Origin of the sequence: Actinomadura sp. NPDC000600 (genome assembly GCF_040492135.1) — a bacterium.
Classification (GTDB): Bacteria; Actinomycetota; Actinomycetes; order Streptosporangiales; family Streptosporangiaceae; genus Spirillospora.
Genome location: NZ_JBEUPD010000031.1, coordinates 49647 through 68084, shown reverse-complemented (window position 1 = coordinate 68084; position 18438 = coordinate 49647). Strand labels below are relative to the sequence as shown.

14 protein-coding genes and 1 pseudogene are annotated in these 18438 nt (G+C 74.3%); 8 read left to right on the top strand and 7 right to left on the bottom strand.

Annotation, left to right across the window (positions count from 1 at the left end):
- The first annotated feature begins 43 nt into the window (after positions 1-43).
- Positions 44-871: a nitroreductase/quinone reductase family protein gene (locus tag ABWI07_RS33510; protein WP_149263600.1), complete on the top strand. Its 828-nt coding sequence runs from the start codon at positions 44-46 to the stop codon at positions 869-871.
- Positions 872-894: 23 nt separating this feature from the next.
- Here ABWI07_RS33510 and ABWI07_RS33505 read toward each other — a convergent pair whose 3' ends face one another.
- The 3 genes from ABWI07_RS33505 to ABWI07_RS33495 are packed head-to-tail and all read right to left on the bottom strand — an operon-like array spanning position 895 to position 4487.
- Positions 895-1878, bottom strand: a complete 984-nt coding sequence (locus ABWI07_RS33505) for an ABC transporter permease (RefSeq protein WP_353821014.1) — start codon at positions 1876-1878, stop codon at positions 895-897.
- A 3-nt stretch (positions 1879-1881) separates the two neighbouring features.
- Positions 1882-3369: a sugar ABC transporter ATP-binding protein gene (locus tag ABWI07_RS33500; RefSeq protein WP_353821013.1), complete on the bottom strand. Its 1488-nt coding sequence runs from the start codon at positions 3367-3369 to the stop codon at positions 1882-1884.
- Positions 3366-4487 carry a sugar ABC transporter substrate-binding protein gene (locus ABWI07_RS33495; RefSeq protein ID WP_149263603.1) on the bottom strand — a complete coding sequence of 374 codons (1122 nt, stop codon included), beginning with the start codon at positions 4485-4487 and terminating at the stop codon, positions 3366-3368. Before ABWI07_RS33495 ends, ABWI07_RS33500 begins: the two co-directional genes overlap by 4 nt.
- A gap of 295 nt (positions 4488-4782) precedes the next feature.
- On the opposite strand from ABWI07_RS33495, the gene ABWI07_RS33490 reads away from it, so the two are divergent.
- Positions 4783-5709 carry an alpha/beta hydrolase gene (locus ABWI07_RS33490; RefSeq protein ID WP_353821012.1) on the top strand — a complete coding sequence of 309 codons (927 nt, stop codon included), beginning with the start codon at positions 4783-4785 and terminating at the stop codon, positions 5707-5709.
- Here the strand turns inward: ABWI07_RS33490 and ABWI07_RS33485 are convergent.
- Together ABWI07_RS33485 and ABWI07_RS33480 are read right to left on the bottom strand one after the other, a co-directional pair.
- Positions 5706-6770 carry an NAD(P)H-dependent amine dehydrogenase family protein gene (locus ABWI07_RS33485; protein ID WP_353821010.1) on the bottom strand — a complete coding sequence of 355 codons (1065 nt, stop codon included), beginning with the start codon at positions 6768-6770 and terminating at the stop codon, positions 5706-5708. The two genes, ABWI07_RS33490 and ABWI07_RS33485, sit on opposite strands and share 4 nt — an antisense overlap.
- A complete protein-coding gene (locus ABWI07_RS33480) occupies positions 6767-7558 on the bottom strand; it encodes an SDR family oxidoreductase (RefSeq protein ID WP_353821009.1) in 792 nt (263 codons plus the stop codon). The genes ABWI07_RS33485 and ABWI07_RS33480 overlap by 4 nt, the downstream gene beginning before the upstream one ends.
- Before the next feature lie 225 nt (positions 7559-7783).
- On the opposite strand from ABWI07_RS33480, the gene lanKC reads away from it, so the two are divergent.
- From lanKC to ABWI07_RS33460, 4 genes are all read left to right on the top strand, one after another.
- Positions 7784-10345, top strand: a complete 2562-nt coding sequence (gene lanKC, locus ABWI07_RS33475; protein ID WP_353821008.1) for a class III lanthionine synthetase LanKC — start codon at positions 7784-7786, stop codon at positions 10343-10345.
- A gap of 5 nt (positions 10346-10350) precedes the next feature.
- A complete protein-coding gene (locus tag ABWI07_RS33470) occupies positions 10351-10458 on the top strand; it encodes a SapB/AmfS family lanthipeptide (protein WP_179847703.1) in 108 nt (35 codons plus the stop codon).
- 61 nt (positions 10459-10519) lie between these two features.
- Positions 10520-12202 carry an ATP-binding cassette domain-containing protein gene (locus ABWI07_RS33465; RefSeq protein ID WP_353821007.1) on the top strand — a complete coding sequence of 561 codons (1683 nt, stop codon included), beginning with the start codon at positions 10520-10522 and terminating at the stop codon, positions 12200-12202.
- A complete protein-coding gene (locus tag ABWI07_RS33460; protein WP_502912878.1) occupies positions 12157-14049 on the top strand; it encodes an ATP-binding cassette domain-containing protein in 1893 nt (630 codons plus the stop codon). The genes ABWI07_RS33465 and ABWI07_RS33460 overlap by 46 nt, the downstream gene beginning before the upstream one ends.
- Here ABWI07_RS33460 and ABWI07_RS33455 read toward each other — a convergent pair.
- Together ABWI07_RS33455 and ABWI07_RS33450 are read right to left on the bottom strand one after the other, a co-directional pair.
- Positions 13981-14505, bottom strand: a pseudogene (locus ABWI07_RS33455) (response regulator); the annotation flags it as partial. The gene ABWI07_RS33460 and the pseudogene ABWI07_RS33455 overlap by 69 nt on opposite strands.
- 281 nt (positions 14506-14786) lie before the next feature.
- The gene (locus ABWI07_RS33450) at positions 14787-15740 is read right to left on the bottom strand and encodes an ornithine cyclodeaminase family protein (RefSeq protein WP_149263611.1); all 954 of its coding nucleotides are present in this window, start codon (positions 15738-15740) and stop codon (positions 14787-14789) included.
- A 258-nt stretch (positions 15741-15998) separates the two neighbouring features.
- Here ABWI07_RS33450 and ABWI07_RS33445 point away from each other — a divergent pair, with 258 nt between their 5' ends.
- Together ABWI07_RS33445 and ABWI07_RS33440 are read left to right on the top strand one after the other, a co-directional pair.
- Positions 15999-17078: a S1 family peptidase gene (locus ABWI07_RS33445; RefSeq protein WP_149263612.1), complete on the top strand. Its 1080-nt coding sequence runs from the start codon at positions 15999-16001 to the stop codon at positions 17076-17078.
- Between the two features lie 288 nt (positions 17079-17366).
- On the top strand, positions 17367-18422 hold the full coding sequence (locus ABWI07_RS33440) for a S1 family peptidase (RefSeq protein ID WP_235037297.1): 1056 nt from the start codon (positions 17367-17369) through the stop codon (positions 18420-18422).
- Positions 18423-18438: the final 16 nt, after the last annotated feature.

The following is an 18438-nucleotide window of genomic DNA, read 5'->3' as shown; positions in this document are numbered from 1 at the left end:
CATGCCCGCGAACAGCAATGCCCGAAATCGGTACAGGAGACAGATGGATTTCAACAAGCAGGTCATCGAGGAGTTCCGCGCGAACGGCGGGCGGGTCGGCGGCCCGTTCGAGGGCGGGCGGCTGCTCCTGCTGACCACGACCGGGGCGCGGACCGGCGCGCCGCACACGACGCCGCTCGGCTACCTGCCGGACGGCGTCGGGCGCGTCCTCGTCATCGCCTCGGCCGGGGGCGCGCCGCGGAACCCGGCCTGGTTCCACAACCTGGTCGCGAACCCGCGCGTCACGGTCGAGAGCGGCGTCTTCACCTACGAGGCCGACGCCGTCGTCCTGGAGGGCGGCGAGCGCGACCGCGCCTTCGCGCGGGCCGCCGAGGCCGATCCCGGGTGGGCCGAGTACGAGGCGAAGTCCGGGCGGACGCTGCCCGTCGTCGCGCTGGTCCAGGTCGCCGCCGGGCCGCCCACCGGGCCGGAGTCGCCGTCCGCCATGCTCCTCGCGGTGCACGGCGCGTTCCGCAGGGAGCTGGAGCTGATCCGCAGGGAGGTCGCCGCGTCCGGGGCCGCCGTGGGCGCACAGCTGCGGGTCAACTGCCTGACGATGTGCCAGGGGCTCGGCCATCACCACATGGGCGAGGACCAGCAGATGTTCCCGCTGCTGGAGCGGCGGCATCCCGAGCTCGCGCCGGCCCTGGCGCGCCTGCGAGACGAGCACGAGGTGGTGGCGGAGTTGCTGGACGAGCTGCGCCGGGCCCTCGACTCCGGTGCGGCCGACTCGCTCCTCACCGAGGTCGAACGGCTCACCGCCGCCCTGGAGGCGCACCTGGACCACGAGGAGCAGCGGCTCGTCCCGCTCCTCGACACCCTCGTGTTCTAGCGCGCCTCCCGGGGGACGGCCCGCTACTCGGTACGGCGGACGCGGACGGCGTCGACGGCGATGGCCACCAGGATCATGGCCCCGCCGATCATCTGGATGTAGTAGGCGGACAGGTTGATCAGCTGCAGCCCGACCTGGATGACGCTGATGAGCAGCGCCCCGCCCAGCATCCCCGCGATGCGCCCGCGTCCGCCCGTGAGCGAGACGCCGCCGATCACCGGCGCCGCGACCGCGTACAGCAGGAGGCTGTTGCCGACGGTGACGTTGACCCCGCCCAGGTACGAGGCCGACAGGAAGCCGGCCAGCCCGCCGAGCGCGCCCGCCGCGACGAACGCGCTCAGCCGGACCCGGCGGACCGGGATGCCCGCGACCAGCGAGGCGCCGGCGCTGCCGCCCGTCGCGTACAGGTTGCGGCCCCACTGGGTGCGCCGCAGCGCGACCGCGGCGGCGGCGTAGGCCACCAGCAGCGCGACGGGCATGAGCGGCCAGCCGCCGACCGTCGCGCTGCCGAGGTAGGTGAACGCCGTGTCGTCGATCACCAGGGTCCGCGCCTTGGTCAGCCCGAGCACGGCGCCCTGCAGGAACAGGCCCATCGCGAGCGTCGTGATCAGCGAGTTCATCCGCAGCAGCGCGACGAAGACGCCGTTGAGCAGCCCGATCAGCGTTCCGGACCCGACGACGGCGAGGATCGCGAGCACGCCGGGGACGTGCAGGTGCTGGATCAGCATCGCACCGACCATGCCGCTGAACGCGAGGTTCCCCGTCACCGACAGGTCGATCTCGCCGACCAGCAGGGCGAACGACACGGCCAGCACCAGCACGCCGAGGGAGGTGGCCTGGACGAGGATGTTCTGCAGGTTCGCGGTGGTCAGGAAGAAGGAGTTGAACACCCCCGTGACCAGGCTGAAGATGATGATCAGGGCCCAGACGACGTTGTCGAGGCCGAACCGGAGGACGTCGAAGCGGTCCCGCCGCAGCGGCGGCGCGGCGTCCAGGGTCTGGGTCATGGGTCAGCCTCCAACGTGCTGGGCGGTCGCGACGGCGGACAGCGTCAGGTCGTCGCCGGTGAGCTCCCCGTCGACCGATCCGCCGGAGAACAGGACGGCGCGGTCCACCAGCCGCGCGGTCTCGTCGGGGTCGTAGGCGCGCACCAGGACGGCCACGCCGTCCCGCGCCACCCGGTCGATCAGCCGGTGGATCTCCTCCTTGGCGGCGACGTCGACGCCGACCGTCGGCTCGTCCAGGACGAGGACGCGGGGCTCGCGGGACAGCAGCCGCCCCATCAGCACCTTCTGCTGGTTCCCGCCGCTGAGCCGGTTGATCTGCTGGTCCGGGCCGGTCATCACCACCGCCAGGTCCCGCCGCACGCGCTCGGCCCCGTCGCTCATCCGGCGCAGGTCCAGCAGCCGGTGGCGGCCGCGCGGCCAGTGGCCGAGGTGGACGTTGTCGGCGATGGACATCTGGGCCGCCACGCCTTCCGCGATCCGGTCGTGGGTGAGGTACGCGATGCCCGCGCGGAGCGCGGCGCGCGGCCGGCCGCCGGCGACCGGGCGGCCGTCCACCAGGACCTCGCCCGCGGTGGCGGGGGCCAGTCCGGCGAGCACCCGCAGCAGTTCCTGGGCGCCCGACCCGGGCAGCCCGACCAGACCGACGATCTCCCCGGCCCGGACGCTCAGGTCGACGGGCCCGTGCCCGCCGAACCGCAGCCCGCGGACGCCGAGCCGCTCCCGCCCCGCCCCGGCGGCCGTCCGGTCCCGGTGGAACTCGTCCACGGCCTCGCCGCTGACCAGGGCGGACAGCGTCTCGGCGGTGAGCGAGGAGACCCGCTTGCCGCTCCGCACCGCCCGCCCGTCCCGCAGCACGGTGTACTCGGTGCAGAGCTGGCGCACCTCGTCGTTGTGGTGGGAGATGTAGACGAACGTGCGGCCCTGCTCGGCCAGCCGCCGCACCCAGCCCATCAGGTCGCGCCGCTCGCCCATGGTGAGGCCGGTGGTGGGCTCGTCCAGGATGACGAGGCGGCCGTTCCCGACCAGGGCCTTGACGATGCTCAGCCGGCGCCGCTCGCCCAGCGACAGCTCCCCGGCGCGGCGGCGCGGCGGGATGTGCAGGTGGTGGGCCTCCAGCAGGTCCGCGGCCCGATCGTCCGCCGCCCGCCAGTCGACCAGCCCGCGCCGCCGCGGCAGCGCCCCCAGCAGGAGGTTCTCCGTCACGGTCAGGTCGGGCAGCACCTCCGAATGCTGGTCGAGCAGCCGGATGCCGGCGCGCCGGCGGGACATCGCGGAGTCGTGCGTGACGTCCTGCCCGTCGAGGGCCAGCGTGCCCGCGTCGGGCCGCACCAGGCCCGCCACGATCCCCGCCAGCGTCGACTTCCCGGCCCCGTTCTTGCCCAGCAGCCCATGGATCGCGCCCCGGTCGACGGTGACGGTGACGTCGTCGAGCGCGCGGGCGGCCCCGTACGTCTTGACGACGCCCGAGGCCTCCAGCAGCGGCCTCGTCACGACTGGGTCTCCTTGAGCCCCCACTGGTCGGTGACGATGTTCGCCCAGTGCCGCGGGTCCTTGGAGTTGTCCTTGGTCACGAAGTACGGCGGGATCGTCATGATCGGGCCGGACGGCCCCTTGGCGACCGCCGCGTTCTCCCAGAAGTACTTCTTGTTCTGGTACGGGCCGAGCGGGACGTCCTTGCCCTTGACCGAGTACTTCTCCAGCATCTCGATGCAGATCTGCACGTAGGCGACCGGGTCCTGGGCGATGTCGGCGTCCAGGTCGCCCGCGCGGATCCATTCGTGGGCGTTCGGCGAGCCGTCGATGCTGGTGAGCACGATGTGCTTCTCGTCGCCGACCTTGAAGAACCGGTTCTGCGACTGCATGGCCTTCTTCGCGTCCGGCAGGAAGATGTCGGTCGGCAGGTGGATCGCGTCGAGGTCGGGGTACTCGCGCAGCGTCGTGTTCACCACCGACAGCGCCTGCGCGTGGTCGTTGTTCTGCGGGCGCGAGACGACCTTGATGCCGGGGTACTTGGACTGGATCGTCTGCTCGAAGCCCTCCTTCCGCTGGCGCAGCGCGACGGCCGTCAGGCTGCCGTAGGCGTTCAGGACGGTCCCGCGCGGCGAGCCGTTCCTGGCCTTGAGCAGTTCGGCGGTCTTCTCCGCGGCCATGACGCCGGACTGGCGGTTGTCGAACGTGACGGAGATGTCGACCTCGCCTCCGGTGAGCGGCGTGTCGACCATGCCGACGGGGATCTTCTTGGTGTCGGCCTTCCTGGTGAGCGGGACGAGGACCTCCGAGTCCAGCGCGTCGGAGATCAGGTAGCGCGGCTGCTGGAGGATGAGGCTGTTCCAGTCGTTGACCTGGGCGGAGGAGTCGCCGTTGGCGTTCTTGCCGACGAATCCCAGGCCGCGCTTCTTCGACTCCCGCCTGGCCGTCTCCTGGAGGACGACGAAGAAGAAGAACGACAGGTAGCCGGTCTCCCACGCGAGCGTCTTGCGGCCGGCCGCCGCGCCGGCGGAGCCGGACGAGCAGGCGTTCAGGAGCGGCGCGGCGGCGAGGCCGGTCAGGCCGAGGGCGCCGGACCTGAGCAGATCCCGGCGCGATGCGTCGAGGTTTGATGTGAACATGACCTGTTACCTCCGACGGTTCGTCACGTCGCTGGATGTGTTTCCAACATCGCTGGAGTGATTGTTAACACATCGGCGTGAGTCTGAGAAGAGCCACGACGCCACCCGTCCACGATGGATCCGGCCACCGAGCAGTTCGGGTTCAGCCGATGAGACCAAACCCGATCAGGAAGGACGGTGGAGTCGGTGGCGGCGGGGGGCTCCTGGACGAATCGGGGCCGGAGGCTTGATTACTTAACATTCCGACTGTTAACGTCCCTCGTCGTATCTCACCCCGGTGCACGGAGGGACCTCGATGCCGCTCCCACCCGACGTCAGACGGCTCGTCGACCGCTTCGCCGGGGAGCCCCCGTTCACCGAACTGGGGCCGGACGGCGCCCGCGCGGCCTACGCCGCCCGCATCCGGGACCTCTTCGGCGAACCGGATCCCGCCGCGCCCGGCCTGGACCGCGAGGACACCGTCCTGGACGGGGTGCCGGTGCGCGTCTACCGGCCGTCCGCGAGCACCGGGCCCGCGCCCGGCATCGTGTTCTTCCACGGCGGCGGCTGGGTGATCGGCGACCTCGACACGCACGACGCCCACGCCCGCGCCATCGCGGCCGGGCTCGGCGCGGTCGTGGTCTCCGCCGACTACCGGCTGGCGCCCGAGCACCCGTATCCGGCGGCCCTGGAGGACTGCTGGGCGGTCACCCGGCGGGTGGCCGGCGATCCCGCCGCCTTCGGCGTCGACGCCGGCCGGCTCGGGGTCGCCGGGGACAGCGCGGGCGGCAACCTCGCCGCGGCGGTCGCCCTGGCGGCCCGCGACGCGGGCGTGCGGCTGCGCGCGCAGCTGCTCGTCTACCCGGTGACGGATCCGACGATGAGCCGCGCGTCATACGCGGAGTTCGCCGAGGGGCACTACCTGACCGCGGACGCCATGCGCTGGTTCATCGACGCCTACCTCCCTGATCCGGCGACGCGGACACTGCCCGGCGCCGGCCCGCTGCACGCGCCGGATCTGGCCGGGCTCGCCCCCGCCCTGGTCGTGACAGCCGAGTACGACCCGCTCCGCGACGAGGGCGCCGAGTACGCGGAGCGGCTGCGCGCGGCCGGGGTCGCGGTGCGGGAGATCGCGGTGCCGGCGACGGTGCACGGCTTCCTGGAGTTCGTCGAGGTCGTCCCGGAGGCCCGCGGCGCCCGCGACGAGATCATCAGGGGTCTCGGGCGGCTGCTCGGGGCCTAGAGGAGGCCGCGGCCCGCGATCAGCGGCAGGTCCAGGGCGGTGAGCAGGCCGGGCGGCGCCTCGACGACGGCGGGGACGGCGTTGACCAGGCGCATCGCGGTCGCCTTCAGGCCCGCGGTGTTGTGGTCGCCGTCGGTGCCGAGGAGCCGCAGGTCCACCGTGTAGTTCGGCTCGCCGCGGACCTCGACGCGGTAGCAGCCCGCGCCGGCGGGCTGCGGCCAGTCGGGGGCGAGGTCGTCGCGGAGCCGGGTGACGTGCTCCAGGACCACGGCGGCCTCGCCGCCGCGCATGCCCCGCACCTCGAACCGCAGGGCGGCGGCGGTGCCCTTCTCGATGGTCCCGGCGGAGACGGCGAAGGTCTCGGGCGCGGGCAGGCGGGTGTGCCACTCGGCGATCTCGTCCAGCTCCACGCCGAGGCCGGCGGCGATCTGCCGGACGACGCTCCCCCACGCCATGGTGAGGACGCCGGGCTGCAGGAGCATCGGCACGTCGTCCAGCGGGCGGCCGAAGCCCATGATGTCGAACAGGACCGTGGCCTGGTCGTAGGTGTTGTAGTTGAGGATCTCCATGCAGCGCACCTGGTCGATGCGCTCGCTGATGCCGGTGACGGCGAGCGGCAGCACGTCGTTGGCGAAGCCCGGGTCGATCCCGTTGACGAAGATGGACGCGCCGCCCGCCGCGGCCGCCTCCCGCACCGGGTCGGACATCTCCGGCGGGACGACGCCGTCCGGGAACTGCAGGAACACCGGGCTGCTGGAGACCACGTTCACCCCGGCGCGCAGGATGCGGCACAGGTCGTCGATCGCCTCCATCAGCCTGACGTCCGCCATGGAGGTGTAGACGACGCAGTCGGGCCGCAGGGCGAGCAGCGCGTCGGCGTCGCCGGTGGCGGTGACGCCGAGGTCGCGCCCGAGGCCCGCCAGGTCCCCGGCGTCACGGCCGAGCTTGGCGGGGTTGGAGACCCACACGCCCGCGAGTTCGAGGTCGGGGCGGGCGTCGATGCCGGCGATCGCGTGCCGCCCGACGTTTCCGGTGCTCCACTGGACGACGCGGTAGGTCACAGGTCCTCCAGGCCGAGGTCGAGGTTCGGGGCGTCGATGCCGCCGTCCACGCGCAGGACGCTGCCGGTGACGTAGGCGGCGGCGGGCGAGGCGAGATAGAGGACGGCGGCGGCGACGTCCTCGGGCTCGCCGACGCGGCGCAGCGGCGTCCGGCGCTCCATCTCGGTGCGCAGGTCGTCGTCGGTCATCACGATGTCGAGCGCGGACGTCGCGACGGAGCCGACGGCGATGCCGTTGACCCGCACGCGCGGCGCCAGGTCGAACGCGGCGAGCCGGGTGTAGTGGGCGAGGGCCGCCTTGGCGCTGCCGTAGGCGAGGTAGCCGCGGCCCGCGAGCCGCCCCATGGCCGAGGAGATGTTGACGACGCTGCCGCCGCCGTCCGCCTTCAGCAGGTGCGGGACGGCCGCCCGGGTCAGCGCGTGCGCGGTGGCGACGTTGAACCGGAACGCCTTCTCCATGTGCCGGGGCGAGGTGTCCAGGAAGGCGGCGGGCATGGCGCCGCCCATGTTGTTCACCACGATGTCGAGGCGGCCGAACTCGGCGGCGGCGATGTCCGCCAGCCCGGCGGCGGCGTCGAGGTCGGACAGGTCGGACGGGACGACATGGGCCCGCCGCCCGGCCGCCGCGACCTGCGCGGCCACCTCGTCGAGCTGCTCGCGCGTCCGGGAGGCGATCAGCACGTCGGCGCCCGCCTGGGCGAGCGCGACCGCCGTGGCCGCGCCGATGCCCCGCCCCGCGCCGGTCACCACCGCCGCCCTGCCGTCGATTCGGAACCGGTCCGAGATCACCGGCGTCACCTCCGGTCCGTCGCCTCACCGTCCGCACAGCCTACGCAGGAACTAGAACCTGTTTCAATACCGCCGGGACGGGCGGTGCGTGAGGGGCGCACGCCGGCGGGCGGTACATCTTCACGGGTCATTCGTGATGTCCGCTACTAGTCCATTTCCGACATGCCTGCAATTCTTTCCTGAGTGCGTTCCGGTGAGCGGAGCACGAGGAAGGGGAAATCGGCGGTGGACAAGGGGTATGAGCTTTACTGCCTCGCGGACGAGCTCTTCTACGACGCTCCGCCGGTGACCCGTCGAACCGACTTCGAAATCACCCGGCGCGAACTCCCGGACGGTTGGGAGAAGGTCTTCGGGGACGAATGGGTCGTCTATGTTCCGCCGACGCAGCGCGCCCCCGAACAGGGCTGGAAAGTGCATGTCGGCGGCTGCCCGGAAAGCGCCGACGAGGCGCTGGCCGGAACATGGGAGTACTGCGTCGCCCGCGGGATCGAGTTCAAGCATCTGCGCGGTCCGGGAACACTCCGCAGGCGCAACGCCAAGTACGCGCCGCGCGGGGCGAGCGGAAAGCTCGTCACGATCTACCCCGCGGACGAGGGCGAGCTGGCGGAGGTGCTCGCCGGGCTCGGCGCCCGGCTGGACGGCCTCCCCGGCCCGTACATCCTCAGTGACCTGCGCATCGGCGGCGGCCCGCTGCACGTCCGGTACGGCGGCTTCGCCGAGCGCCGGTGCCTGGACGAGCAGGGCCGGCTCGTCCCCGCGCTGCGCGACGGCTCCGGGGAGCTGGTGCCGGACCGGCGCGAACCGGTCTTCTCCGTCCCCGATTGGGTGAGCCTTCCCGCCTGCCTGGAATCGCATCTCAAGGCACGCGGCGCCACAACGACGACCGACCTGCCGTACCGGATCGACAAGGCCCTCCATTTCTCCAACGGGGGCGGCGTCTACGCGGCGACCGACACCCGCACCGGGACGAAGGTGGTACTGAAAGAGGGCCGCCCTTACGCGGGACTCGCCGCCGACGACGCGGACGCGGTGACCCGCCTCCGACGCGAACGGGAAATGCTGGAAAAGCTGGACGGAATCGACGGCGTGCCGGCCGTTCTCGACTGGTTCACGCTCGGCGAGCACCATTTCCTCGTCCAGGAGTTCGTCGAGGGGCGCACGCTCAACACCTTCTTCGCCGAGCGGCATCCGATGCTCGACCCCGAGCCCGATCCGGCGAGGACCGCCGAGTACACGAAGTGGGCGCTGCGCGTCCACGAGGGGGTGGAACGCGTCGTCGCCGCGATCCACGAGCGCGGCGTGGTGTTCAACGACCTGCACATGTTCAACGTGATGGTGCGCCCGGACGACTCGGTCGCACTGATCGACTTCGAGACGGCGGCGCCCGCGTCGGCCGGCGGCCGGCAGACCCTCGCCAACCCCGCGTTCCTCGCCCCGCCCGACCGGCGCGGCACCGAGGTGGACCACTACAGCCTCGCCTGCCTGCGGCTCGCCCTGTTCACCCCGCTGACCACCCTGTTCGTGATCGACCGGGGCAAGGCGCGGCAGCTCGCCGACCTGATCGCCGAGAACTTCCCGGTGCCCCGCGAGTTCCTGGACGAGGCGGTCGCGCGGATCGCCCGGGACACGGCGCCCGTCCCCGCGCCCGTGTTCGTCCCGGACGCCCCCGGCTGGGAGCGCGCCAGGGACGCCCTGTCGAGGGCGATCCTGGAGAGCGCCACCCCCGAGCGCGCCGACCGGCTCTTCCCCGGCGACGTGGAGCAGTTCTCCGGCGCGTCCCTCGGGCTCGCGCACGGCGCCGCCGGCGTCCTGTACGCGCTGGACGCCACGGGCGCCGGCCGCTTCCCGGCCCACGAGGAGTGGCTGGCGGAGCGGGCCTCGAACCCGCGGCGCGGGACCGGGATCGGCCTCTACGACGGCCTGATGGGCGCCGCGTACGTGCTGTCCCGGTTCGGCCGCGAGGACGCGGCGCTCGCCGCCGCCCGGCACTGCATTGGCGAACGGTGGGAGCGTCTCGGCGACGACCTCTACGGCGGCCTCCCGGGCTTCGCACTGGTCCTGGACCACCTCGCCGACATGACCGGCGACGCGTCCTTGCGCGGGGCGGCCCGCAGGTGCGTCGAGATCGTGGCCGGGCGGTCGGACGCCGGGCGCGGCGCGCGCCCGGGTCTCATGCACGGCGGCGCCGGGGCGGCGCTGATGTTCGTCCGCGCCTACGAGCGCGAAGGCGACCCCGAACTGCTCGACCTGGCGGCCTCCGCGCTGCGCCGCGACCTCGCCGCCTGCGTCACCGACCACAACGGCGCCCTGCACGTCGACCAGGGCAGCCGGGTGCTGCCCTACCTCGGCCGCGGCAGCGTCGGCATCGGCCTCGTCCTGGACGAGTACCTGGCGCACCGGCCGGACGAGAGCTTCGAGGCGGCCCGCGGCGCCGTCCGCCTGGCCGCGATGTCCCGCTACTACGCCCAGCCGAGCCTGTTCAGCGGGCGCGCCGGGATGCTGCTCCACCTGGCCCGGCAGGGCCGCCCGGAGGACGCGGCCCGCGTGGCGGGGCACGTCCGCGACCTCGCCTGGCACGCGCTGCCGTACGCGGGCGGGCTGGCGATGCCCGGCGAGCACATGTACCGGCTGTCGATGGACCTCGCGACCGGCACCGCCGGGGTGCTGCTCGCGCTCGGCGCGGCCCTGCACGACCCGGCCCCACGACTGCCGTTCTTCGGGACGGCGCACCGACCCTCCGTGGGAGCCCCCACGGAGGCCACCTCTATCCAGCCCGAAAGGAGGTGAAGAACATGGCGCTTCTCGACCTTCAGGGGATGGTGAGCGAGAACGGCGGCGGCGGCAACAGCAGCCTGAGCCTGCTCTGCCACAGCTCCCACAGCATCACGATCTGCCTGTGATGACGCCGGCGGCCATGGCCCCCTTCCCGGGGCCATGGCCGTCGCCGTGTTTGGAGACCCCATGACCTCCCTCCCCGCGGCGGCCGGCGCGGACCGGCTGCTGCTGCGCGCCGCCGGGCACGCCCGCGCATGGACGGCGCTCGTCGGGGCCGCGGCGCTGGCGGACGCGGCGGCGGCCGTCCTGCTGCCGTTCGCGCTGGCCCGCGCGATCGACGCGGTCCCGCCGGGCGGGGCCCCGGCCGCCGCCGCGCTCTGGCCCTGCGCCGCCCTCGTGGCGGCGGCCGCCGCGGCCGAGGTGCTGTCGGAGCTCGCGACCGGCTGCACGGCGGCCCGGGCGACCGCGTGGCTGCGGCACACGCTCGTCCGGCACCTGCTCGCGGCGGGCCCCGCGCCGCGCCTCCCCCCGGGGGACGTGGCTGGACGCATGGTGGGCGGCGCGGCCGAGGCCGGCGTGGCGCCGGCCGCCGCGACCGAGGCCGCGGCCGCGCTGCTGCCGGCCGCCGGGGCGCTCGCCGCGCTCTACCTGATCGACTGGCGGACCGCGGCGGCGATCGCGGTCGCGGTGCCGGCGGTGGCGCTGCTGATGCGCGCGTTCGTCCGCGACATCACCGCGTCCGCGCACCGCTACCTCACCGTCCAGGGCACGATCGCGGGACGCCTCGCCGAGGCCCTCGTCGGCGCCCGGACGATCGCCGCCGCCGGCACGGCCGACCGCGAGGCCGCGCGCATCCTGCGCCCGCTGCCCGGCCTGCGCGCGGAGGGCGAGGCGATGTGGCGGGTGCAGGGCGGCATCGCGGCGCGCGGCCTGCTGGCGCTGCTGCTCCTGCAGGTCGCGGCCGTCGGCGTCGCCGGCGCCGAGCTCGCGGCGGGCCGCATCACGCCGGGCGAGCTGGTCGCGACCGTCCAGTACGCCGGCCTCGCCGCCGGGTTCGGGCCCGTGCTCACCCAGCTGCTCCGCCTCGGCCGCGCCCGCGCCGGCGCCCGCCGCGCCGCCGAGGTCCTGGCGTGGCCCGCGCCGACCTACGGCACCGGCGACGCCCCGCCGGGCCCCGGCCGCCTGGAGTTCCGCGGGGTCGCCGTCGCCGGGGCGCCGGGCCTCGACCTGACCGTCCCCGGCGGGCGCGCCGTCGCCGTCGTCGGGCGGTCCGGCTCCGGCGCCTCCGCGCTCGCCGCGCTCGCCGGCCGAATCGCCGACCCCGACCGCGGCGAGGTGCTGCTGGACGGCACGCCGCTCCCCCGCCTCGGCCGGGCGGCGCTGCGCCGCGAGATCGGCTACGCCTTCGCCCGGCCGGCGCTGTTCGGCGCGACCGTCCGCGACGCCATCGCCTTCGGGCCCTCGCGGCCGCCGGACGCCCGGCTGCGCGAGGCGGCGCGGGCCGCCCGCGCCGACGGCTTCGTCCGCCGCCTCCCGGACGGGTACGGAACGCCGCTCGCGGAGGCGCCGCTGTCCGGCGGGGAGCTGCAGCGCCTCGGCCTCGCCCGCGCGTTCGCCCACGCCGGGCGCGTCCTCGTCCTGGACGACGCGACCTCCAGCCTCGACACCGTGACCGAACTCCAGATCACCGACGCGCTGCTCGACCGGTTCGCCGACCGGACGCGCCTGATCGTCGCCCACCGCGCCTCCACCGCCGCCCGCGCCGACCTCGTCGTCTGGCTCGACGGGGGACGCGTGCGCCGGACGGCCCCCCACGAGGTCCTATGGGCCGATCCCGACTACCGCGCGGTCTTCGGAGGCACGGCGTGACCGGCAGGCGGGAGGCGGCGCAGGTCCTGTGGCGCAGCGCCGGGGACGCCGTCCGGGCGCGGCCCCGGGCGGTGGCGCGGGCCGCCGGATGGTCGGCGGTGGAGGCGGTCCCCACGGCGGTGTTCGGGCGGGCCGTCGGTGAGGCCACCGACGCGTTCCGGACGGGACGGACGTCCACCGCGGCGGTCTGGCTCGGCGTGCTCGCCGTGTCCGCGCTGGTAGGGGCGGCAGGGAGCCGGCGGCTGTATCCGGCGCTGGCCGCGATCGTGGAGCCGTTCCGGGACGACCTGGTGCGGCGGGTCGCGACGGGGGCGCTGCACCGGTCGCTGCGGGGACGGCCCGACACCGGCGCGGTCGCGCGGCTCACCCACCAGGTGGAGATCGTCCGCGACACCTTCGGCGGGCTGCTCGTCGTCGCGCGCGGGTTCGTGTTCACCGCCGGGGCGGCGCTGCTGGGGCTGGCGGCGATGACGCCCGAGGTGACGGTGCTGGTGGTGCCGCCGCTGGTGCTCGGGCTCGTGCTGTTCGGGGCGGTGTTCGGCCGGGCCGCCGCGCGGCAGCGGGACCTCGTCGTCGGCGAGGAGGAGATCGCCGAGCGGACCACCGCGCTCGCCGCCGGGTTGCGGGACGCCGTCGCGTGCGGCGGCGAGGACCTGCTGCGGGCGGAGCTGGGCGCCGCGGTGGAGGCGCAGGCGGCGGCCGGGCGCGCGGTGGCGCGGCTCGCGGCGGTGCGCTCCGTCGCGCTCGCGGTGAGCGGCTGGCTGCCGCTGCTGCTGGTCCTGGCGGCGGCGCCGTGGCTGATGCGGCGCGGCGCCACGGCGGGGACGCTGATCGGCGCGCTGACCTACGTCCTGCACGGGTTGCAGCCGGCGCTGCGGACGCTCGTGCACGGCATGGGCGGCAGCGGCCTGCGGCTGGCGGTGACGCTCGGCCGCATCCTGGAGACGGGCGCGCCGGACGCGCCGGACGCGCCCGTCTCCGGGCCCGCCGAGCCCGCGGCGGGGGCGCCCGCGGTGGAGCTGCGCGGCGTGACGTTCGCCTACGGGGAGGGCGCGCGGCCGGTGATCGAGGACCTGGACCTGGTCGTCCCGCACGGCGACCACCTGGCCGTGGTGGGGCCGAGCGGCATCGGCAAGTCGACGCTCGCGGCGCTGATCGCGGGGCTGGCCGCGCCCGGCGCGGGCGAGGTGCTGGTGGACGGGCGGGCGGCGGGCGACCCGGACCGGCGGGTGCTCGTCCCGCAGGAGGCGTACGTCTTCGGCGGCACCCTGCTCGACAACCTCCTCTACTACGCGCCGGACGCGGGCCCCGGGGAGGCGGGGCGGGCCGTGGACGCGCTGGGGCTCGCGCCGCTCGTCCGCGATCTCGGCGGGCTCGGGGCGCGGCTGGACCCGGCCGCGCTGACCGAGGCGCAGCGGCAGTGCGTCGCGCTGTGCCGGGCCTACCTCGCGCCGCAGCCGCTCGTGATCCTGGACGAGGCGGCGTACCGGCTCGACCCGGCCGACGAGGCGCGGGTGGAGGAGGCGTTCGCGCGGCGGCCCGGCACGCTGGTCGTCATCGCGCACCGGATCAGCTCGGCGATGCGCGCCCGCCGCGTCCTGGTGCTGGACGGGACCCGCGCCCACCTCGGGCGGCACGCGGACCTGCCCGCGGTCTGCCCGCTGTACCGGGACCTGATCGGGCGCTGGGAGGAGGGCTCACAACCATCCGGCCTCCTCGGCGATCCGGATGGCCTGGACCCGGTTCCGCGCGCCGACCTTGCGGTTGATGCGGGACAGGTGGTTGCGGACGGTGCCGATCGTCAGGACGAGGTCCTCGGCGATCTCGGCCGCGGTCGCGCCCCGTGACGCCAGGGTGAGGACCTCGATCTCCCGCTCGGTCAGCGGGCTCTGAGCCGAGCCCAGCTCGGTGAACGCCATGTCGGGGTCGATGACGCGCGCCCCGGCCGCGGCCTGCCGGATCGCGTCGACGAGGTCGTTCGGCGAGGTGTCCTTCAGCACGAGCCCGGACGCCCGCGCGGCCACCGCACGGCGCAGGTCGCCGGTCCGGCAGCGGCCCGCCATGAGGACGGTGCGGCACTCCGGGACGGACTCTCGTAAGGCGCGGGCGGCGGTGAAGCCGTCCAGGTCGGGCAGCCCGACGTCGATCAGGGCGACGTCGGGCCGCCGTCTGCGCGCCGTGCGGAGCACCTGCTCACCGGAGCCGACGGCCGCCACGACGTCGAGGTCCTTCACCCGTTCGAACAGCGCGACGAGCCCGCCGCGCAGCAGCGGGGCGCCCTCGGCGAGCAGAATGCGAATCATTTTCGTCTCCAACAGGGCCACCCGTCCGCGTCCTGAGAAAGAGGAATTACCGAGCACGTTCAGCGCGTCAGGGCGGCGGCCGCGAGACGATACCGGGGATTCGGTCAGCGCTAAATCGAACTTCCATTGCGTCACCTTCGACAGCCTCGCGACTACTAAAGTCTCACCGGACGGAGCCAACACTATTCACCGCGTCAATGCAAAGACACCGGGGAAACCAGGAATCCAGCGAGGGGTATTCCGCCAATTAGCGTTCGTACACCTGATGGGCCGGAACCGGTTCAGGCGAGGAAATCGAACTCCACGCCGGCGCCCGCGGCGCGGGCGTCGGCGTAGGCCGTCCAGCTGAGCGCGAGGTCCTGCCAGGGCAGCCCGACGGGCGCGTACACCGTGACCTCGCCGTCGTCCGCCCGCCCGGGCGCCCGGCCGCGCAGCAGGTCGCCCAGCGTCCCGGCGGCGCGCACGGCGCCCGGGGGCGCGCCCGCCAGCACCCCCATCTCGGCGGCGAGCGGGACGTCGTCGACGACGACGCGGGCGCCCGCCAGCAGGCCGGCGCCCAGTTCGGCCTTGCCGGGCTCGTCCGCGCCGAGGGAGGTGAGGTGCGTCCCGGGGGCCACGTCGGCGGCGTCCAGGAGGGGGCTGCGCGCCCAGGTGGCCATGACGACGATCTCGGCGTCCCGGACGGCGGCGCGCGGGTCCGGCGCCACGGCCGCGGGCACGCCCAGCCGGGCGCCGTGCCGCGCGGCGAAGTCCGCGGCGCGGCCGGCGTCGAGGTCGCACACGGCGAGGCCGCGCACCTCCCGCAGCCCGCTCAGCCCCCGCAGGACCAGTTCGGCCTGCGCGCCCGCGCCGATCACCGCGACCGCCCCGGCGGCCGGACGCGCCAGGGCGTGGGTGCCGAGCGCGGCGGCGAGGCCGGTGCGCCAGGCGGTCACGGTCGCCGAGTCCAGCTGGGCGAGCAGCTCGCCGGTCCCGAGGTCGTGCAGGCAGACGACGCCGCGCAGCGCCGGGCGGCTGGCCGGGAACTTGGCGTTGACCTTCACCGTGTAGGCGGGGATCCCCTCGACCACGCCCGGCAGCAGCGCCGTCGCCGTGCCCTCCCCGGGCGGCTTCACGACCACGCGGCGGGCCGCGGTCCCGCCGTCCCCGGCCGTGAAGCCGCGGCGCAGGGCCTCCAGGCACCGGGCGGGGTCGAGCAGCGACTCGAGGTCCGAGCGGGACAGAAGCAACGTCACCGGATCATTCTCCCGCGTCCCGGGTAGTGCCGCTCTCGGCGGCCCCTCGCCCATTGGCCCTGTCTACCGGCCAGTACCAAACCGGCCAAACGGGCCATCCTCCCCGGGGATCGACCACGGAACCCGCACCCATTGTGACAATCCGTAGATGGTCGATTAGTCACTTTCTCGCCTTACGTGGGCCTTCAGCGATCTTCCAGCATTGCCCGTGACCTCCGGTGCACCACTCGGGTGCGCCCAATCCCCCCTGGAGGCAGAGTGAAGATCCGTTCCAACCGCGTCCGCGGCACCGCCGCCGCCGTCACCGTGGCGGCGTCCGGGCTCGTGGCGACCGCCCTCGTCGCCGCACCCGCCGCGAACGCCGCCCTCGACGCGCCGACCGGGCGCGTCGCCGCCCGGTCCGACACGGGCGGGGTGGCAGCCGAGCTGGCGCAGCGGCTCGGTGACCGCAGCGCCGGCGCCTACGTGGACCAGGCCACCAAGAACCTGGTCGTCACGGTCACCGACGCGAAGGCCGCGCAAGCGGTCCGCGCAGCCGGGGCCGTGCCGAAGAGCGTCGCGCGCAGCGGCGCCGACCTGAAGAAGGTCATGGCCGCGCTCAAGCGCGACGCGACCGTCCCGGGCACCGCCTGGGCCGTGGACCCGGCGGCCAACCAGGTCGTCCTCACCATGGACAGCACGGTCAAGGGCGCCGAGCTCAAGAAGGTGCGGAGCGCCGCGGGCAAGCAGGGTGCGGCCGTCCGCACCAAGCGGGTCGCGGGGCAGTTCCGCATGTTCACCGCGGGCGGCGACCCGATCTACACCGGCAGCGCGCGCTGCTCGCTGGGCTTCAACGTCAAGAAGGGGAGCGAGTTCTACTTCCTGACGGCGGGGCACTGCACCGAGGCGGGCTCCACCTGGACCGACGAGTCGGGGGGCACGCTCGGCGGCAACGCCGGCAGCAGCTTCCCCGGCAACGACTACGGCATCGTCAAATACGACTCCACTCCGGAGGACACGCAGGGCGGCGTCACGGTCAACGGCCAGTTCCAGGACATCACCGGCGCCGCGGACGCCACGGTCGGCGAGACCGTGACCCGCAGCGGCAGCACCACCGGCGTCCACGACGGGCAGGTCACCGCGCTCGACCAGACGGTGAACTACCAGGAGGGCAGCGTCAGCGGCCTCATCCAGACGACGGTGTGCGCCGAGCCGGGCGACAGCGGCGGGCCGCTGTTCGCCGGGTCGAGCGCGGTCGGGCTGACCTCCGGGGGCAGCGGTGACTGCTCCTCCGGCGGCGTCACGTTCTTCCAGCCCGTGACCGAGGCGCTGTCGGCGTTCGGGGCCGAGGTCTACTAGCGGCCCCAGGCGGCCCGCCGGAGCTCCCAGGCGGCGGGAGGCCACGTGAGTTTCGGCCCTGGTCCTTCGGCCTTTCCGGCGGAAGGACCAGGGCCGGACTCCGTTCCGGGCCGGCGAGCGGCGGGTTGGTATTGCCGGACTGACCACGGACGCCGCTCCGAGAGTGCCAACGCGCACGCGCCGAATTGGTCACCTTCTGCGTCTTACGTCCGACTTGACGGTTCTTACACCATGTCGGTGACCTCCGGCGCACCACCCGGGTGCGCCCGATCCCCCGTGGAGGCACAAGTGAAGATCCGTCACAGGCGCGTCGGCGCCGCCGCCGTCACCACGGCGGCGGCCGGTCTGGTGGCAGCCACCCTCGCCACCGCCCCCGCCGCGTCCGCGTCCCCCGCCGCTCCCGCCGCCCCCGCCGCTCCCGGCGACGTCGCGACCGCCCTGGCGCACCAGCTGGGCACCCGCAGCGCGGGCTCCTACCTCCAGGACGGCAAGCTGGTCGTCACGGTCACCGACGCGCAGGCCGCGCAGGCGGTCCGCGCCGCGGGCGCGGTGCCGAAGACCGTCGCGCGCAGCGGCGCCGACCTGAAGAAGGTCGAGGCCGCGCTCAAGCGCGACGCGACCGTCCCGGGCACCGCCTGGGCCGTCGACCCGGCCGCCAACCAGGTCGTCCTCAGCGTCGACAGCACGGTCAAGGGCGCCAAGCTCAAGAAGGTCCGGGCCGCTGCCGCCAAGCAGGGCGCCGCGGTCCGCACCGAGACCGTCGCAGGGAAGTTCCAGACCTTCACCCGCGGCGGCGAGGCGATCTACACCGGCGGCGCCCGCTGCTCGCTCGGCTTCAACGTCAGGAGCGGCAGCACGTACTACTTCGTCACGGCCGGACACTGCACCAACATCGGCTCGACGTGGACCGACAGCTCCGGCCGGACGCTGGGCACCACCGCCGGCAGCAGCTTCCCCGGCAACGACTACGGCATCGTCCGGTACAGCTCGACGCCCACCGACACGCAGGGCTCGGTCTACCTCTACAGCGGCACCCGCGACATCACCAGCGCCGGGAACGCCTCGGTCAACCAGACCGTGTACCGCAGCGGCAGCACCACCGGCCTGCACAGCGGCCGGGTCACCGCGCTCAACCAGACGGTGAACTACGCGCAGGGCAGCGTCAGCGGCCTCATCCGCACCACGGTCTGCGCCGAGCCCGGCGACAGCGGCGGCTCCCTGTTCGCCGGGAGCACCGCGCTCGGCCTGACCTCGGGCGGCAGCGGCAACTGCTCCTCGGGCGGGACGACGTTCTTCCAGCCCGTCACCGAGCCGCTGTCCAGGTACGGGGTGTCGGTCTACTGACCCTGAAGGAGGCTCC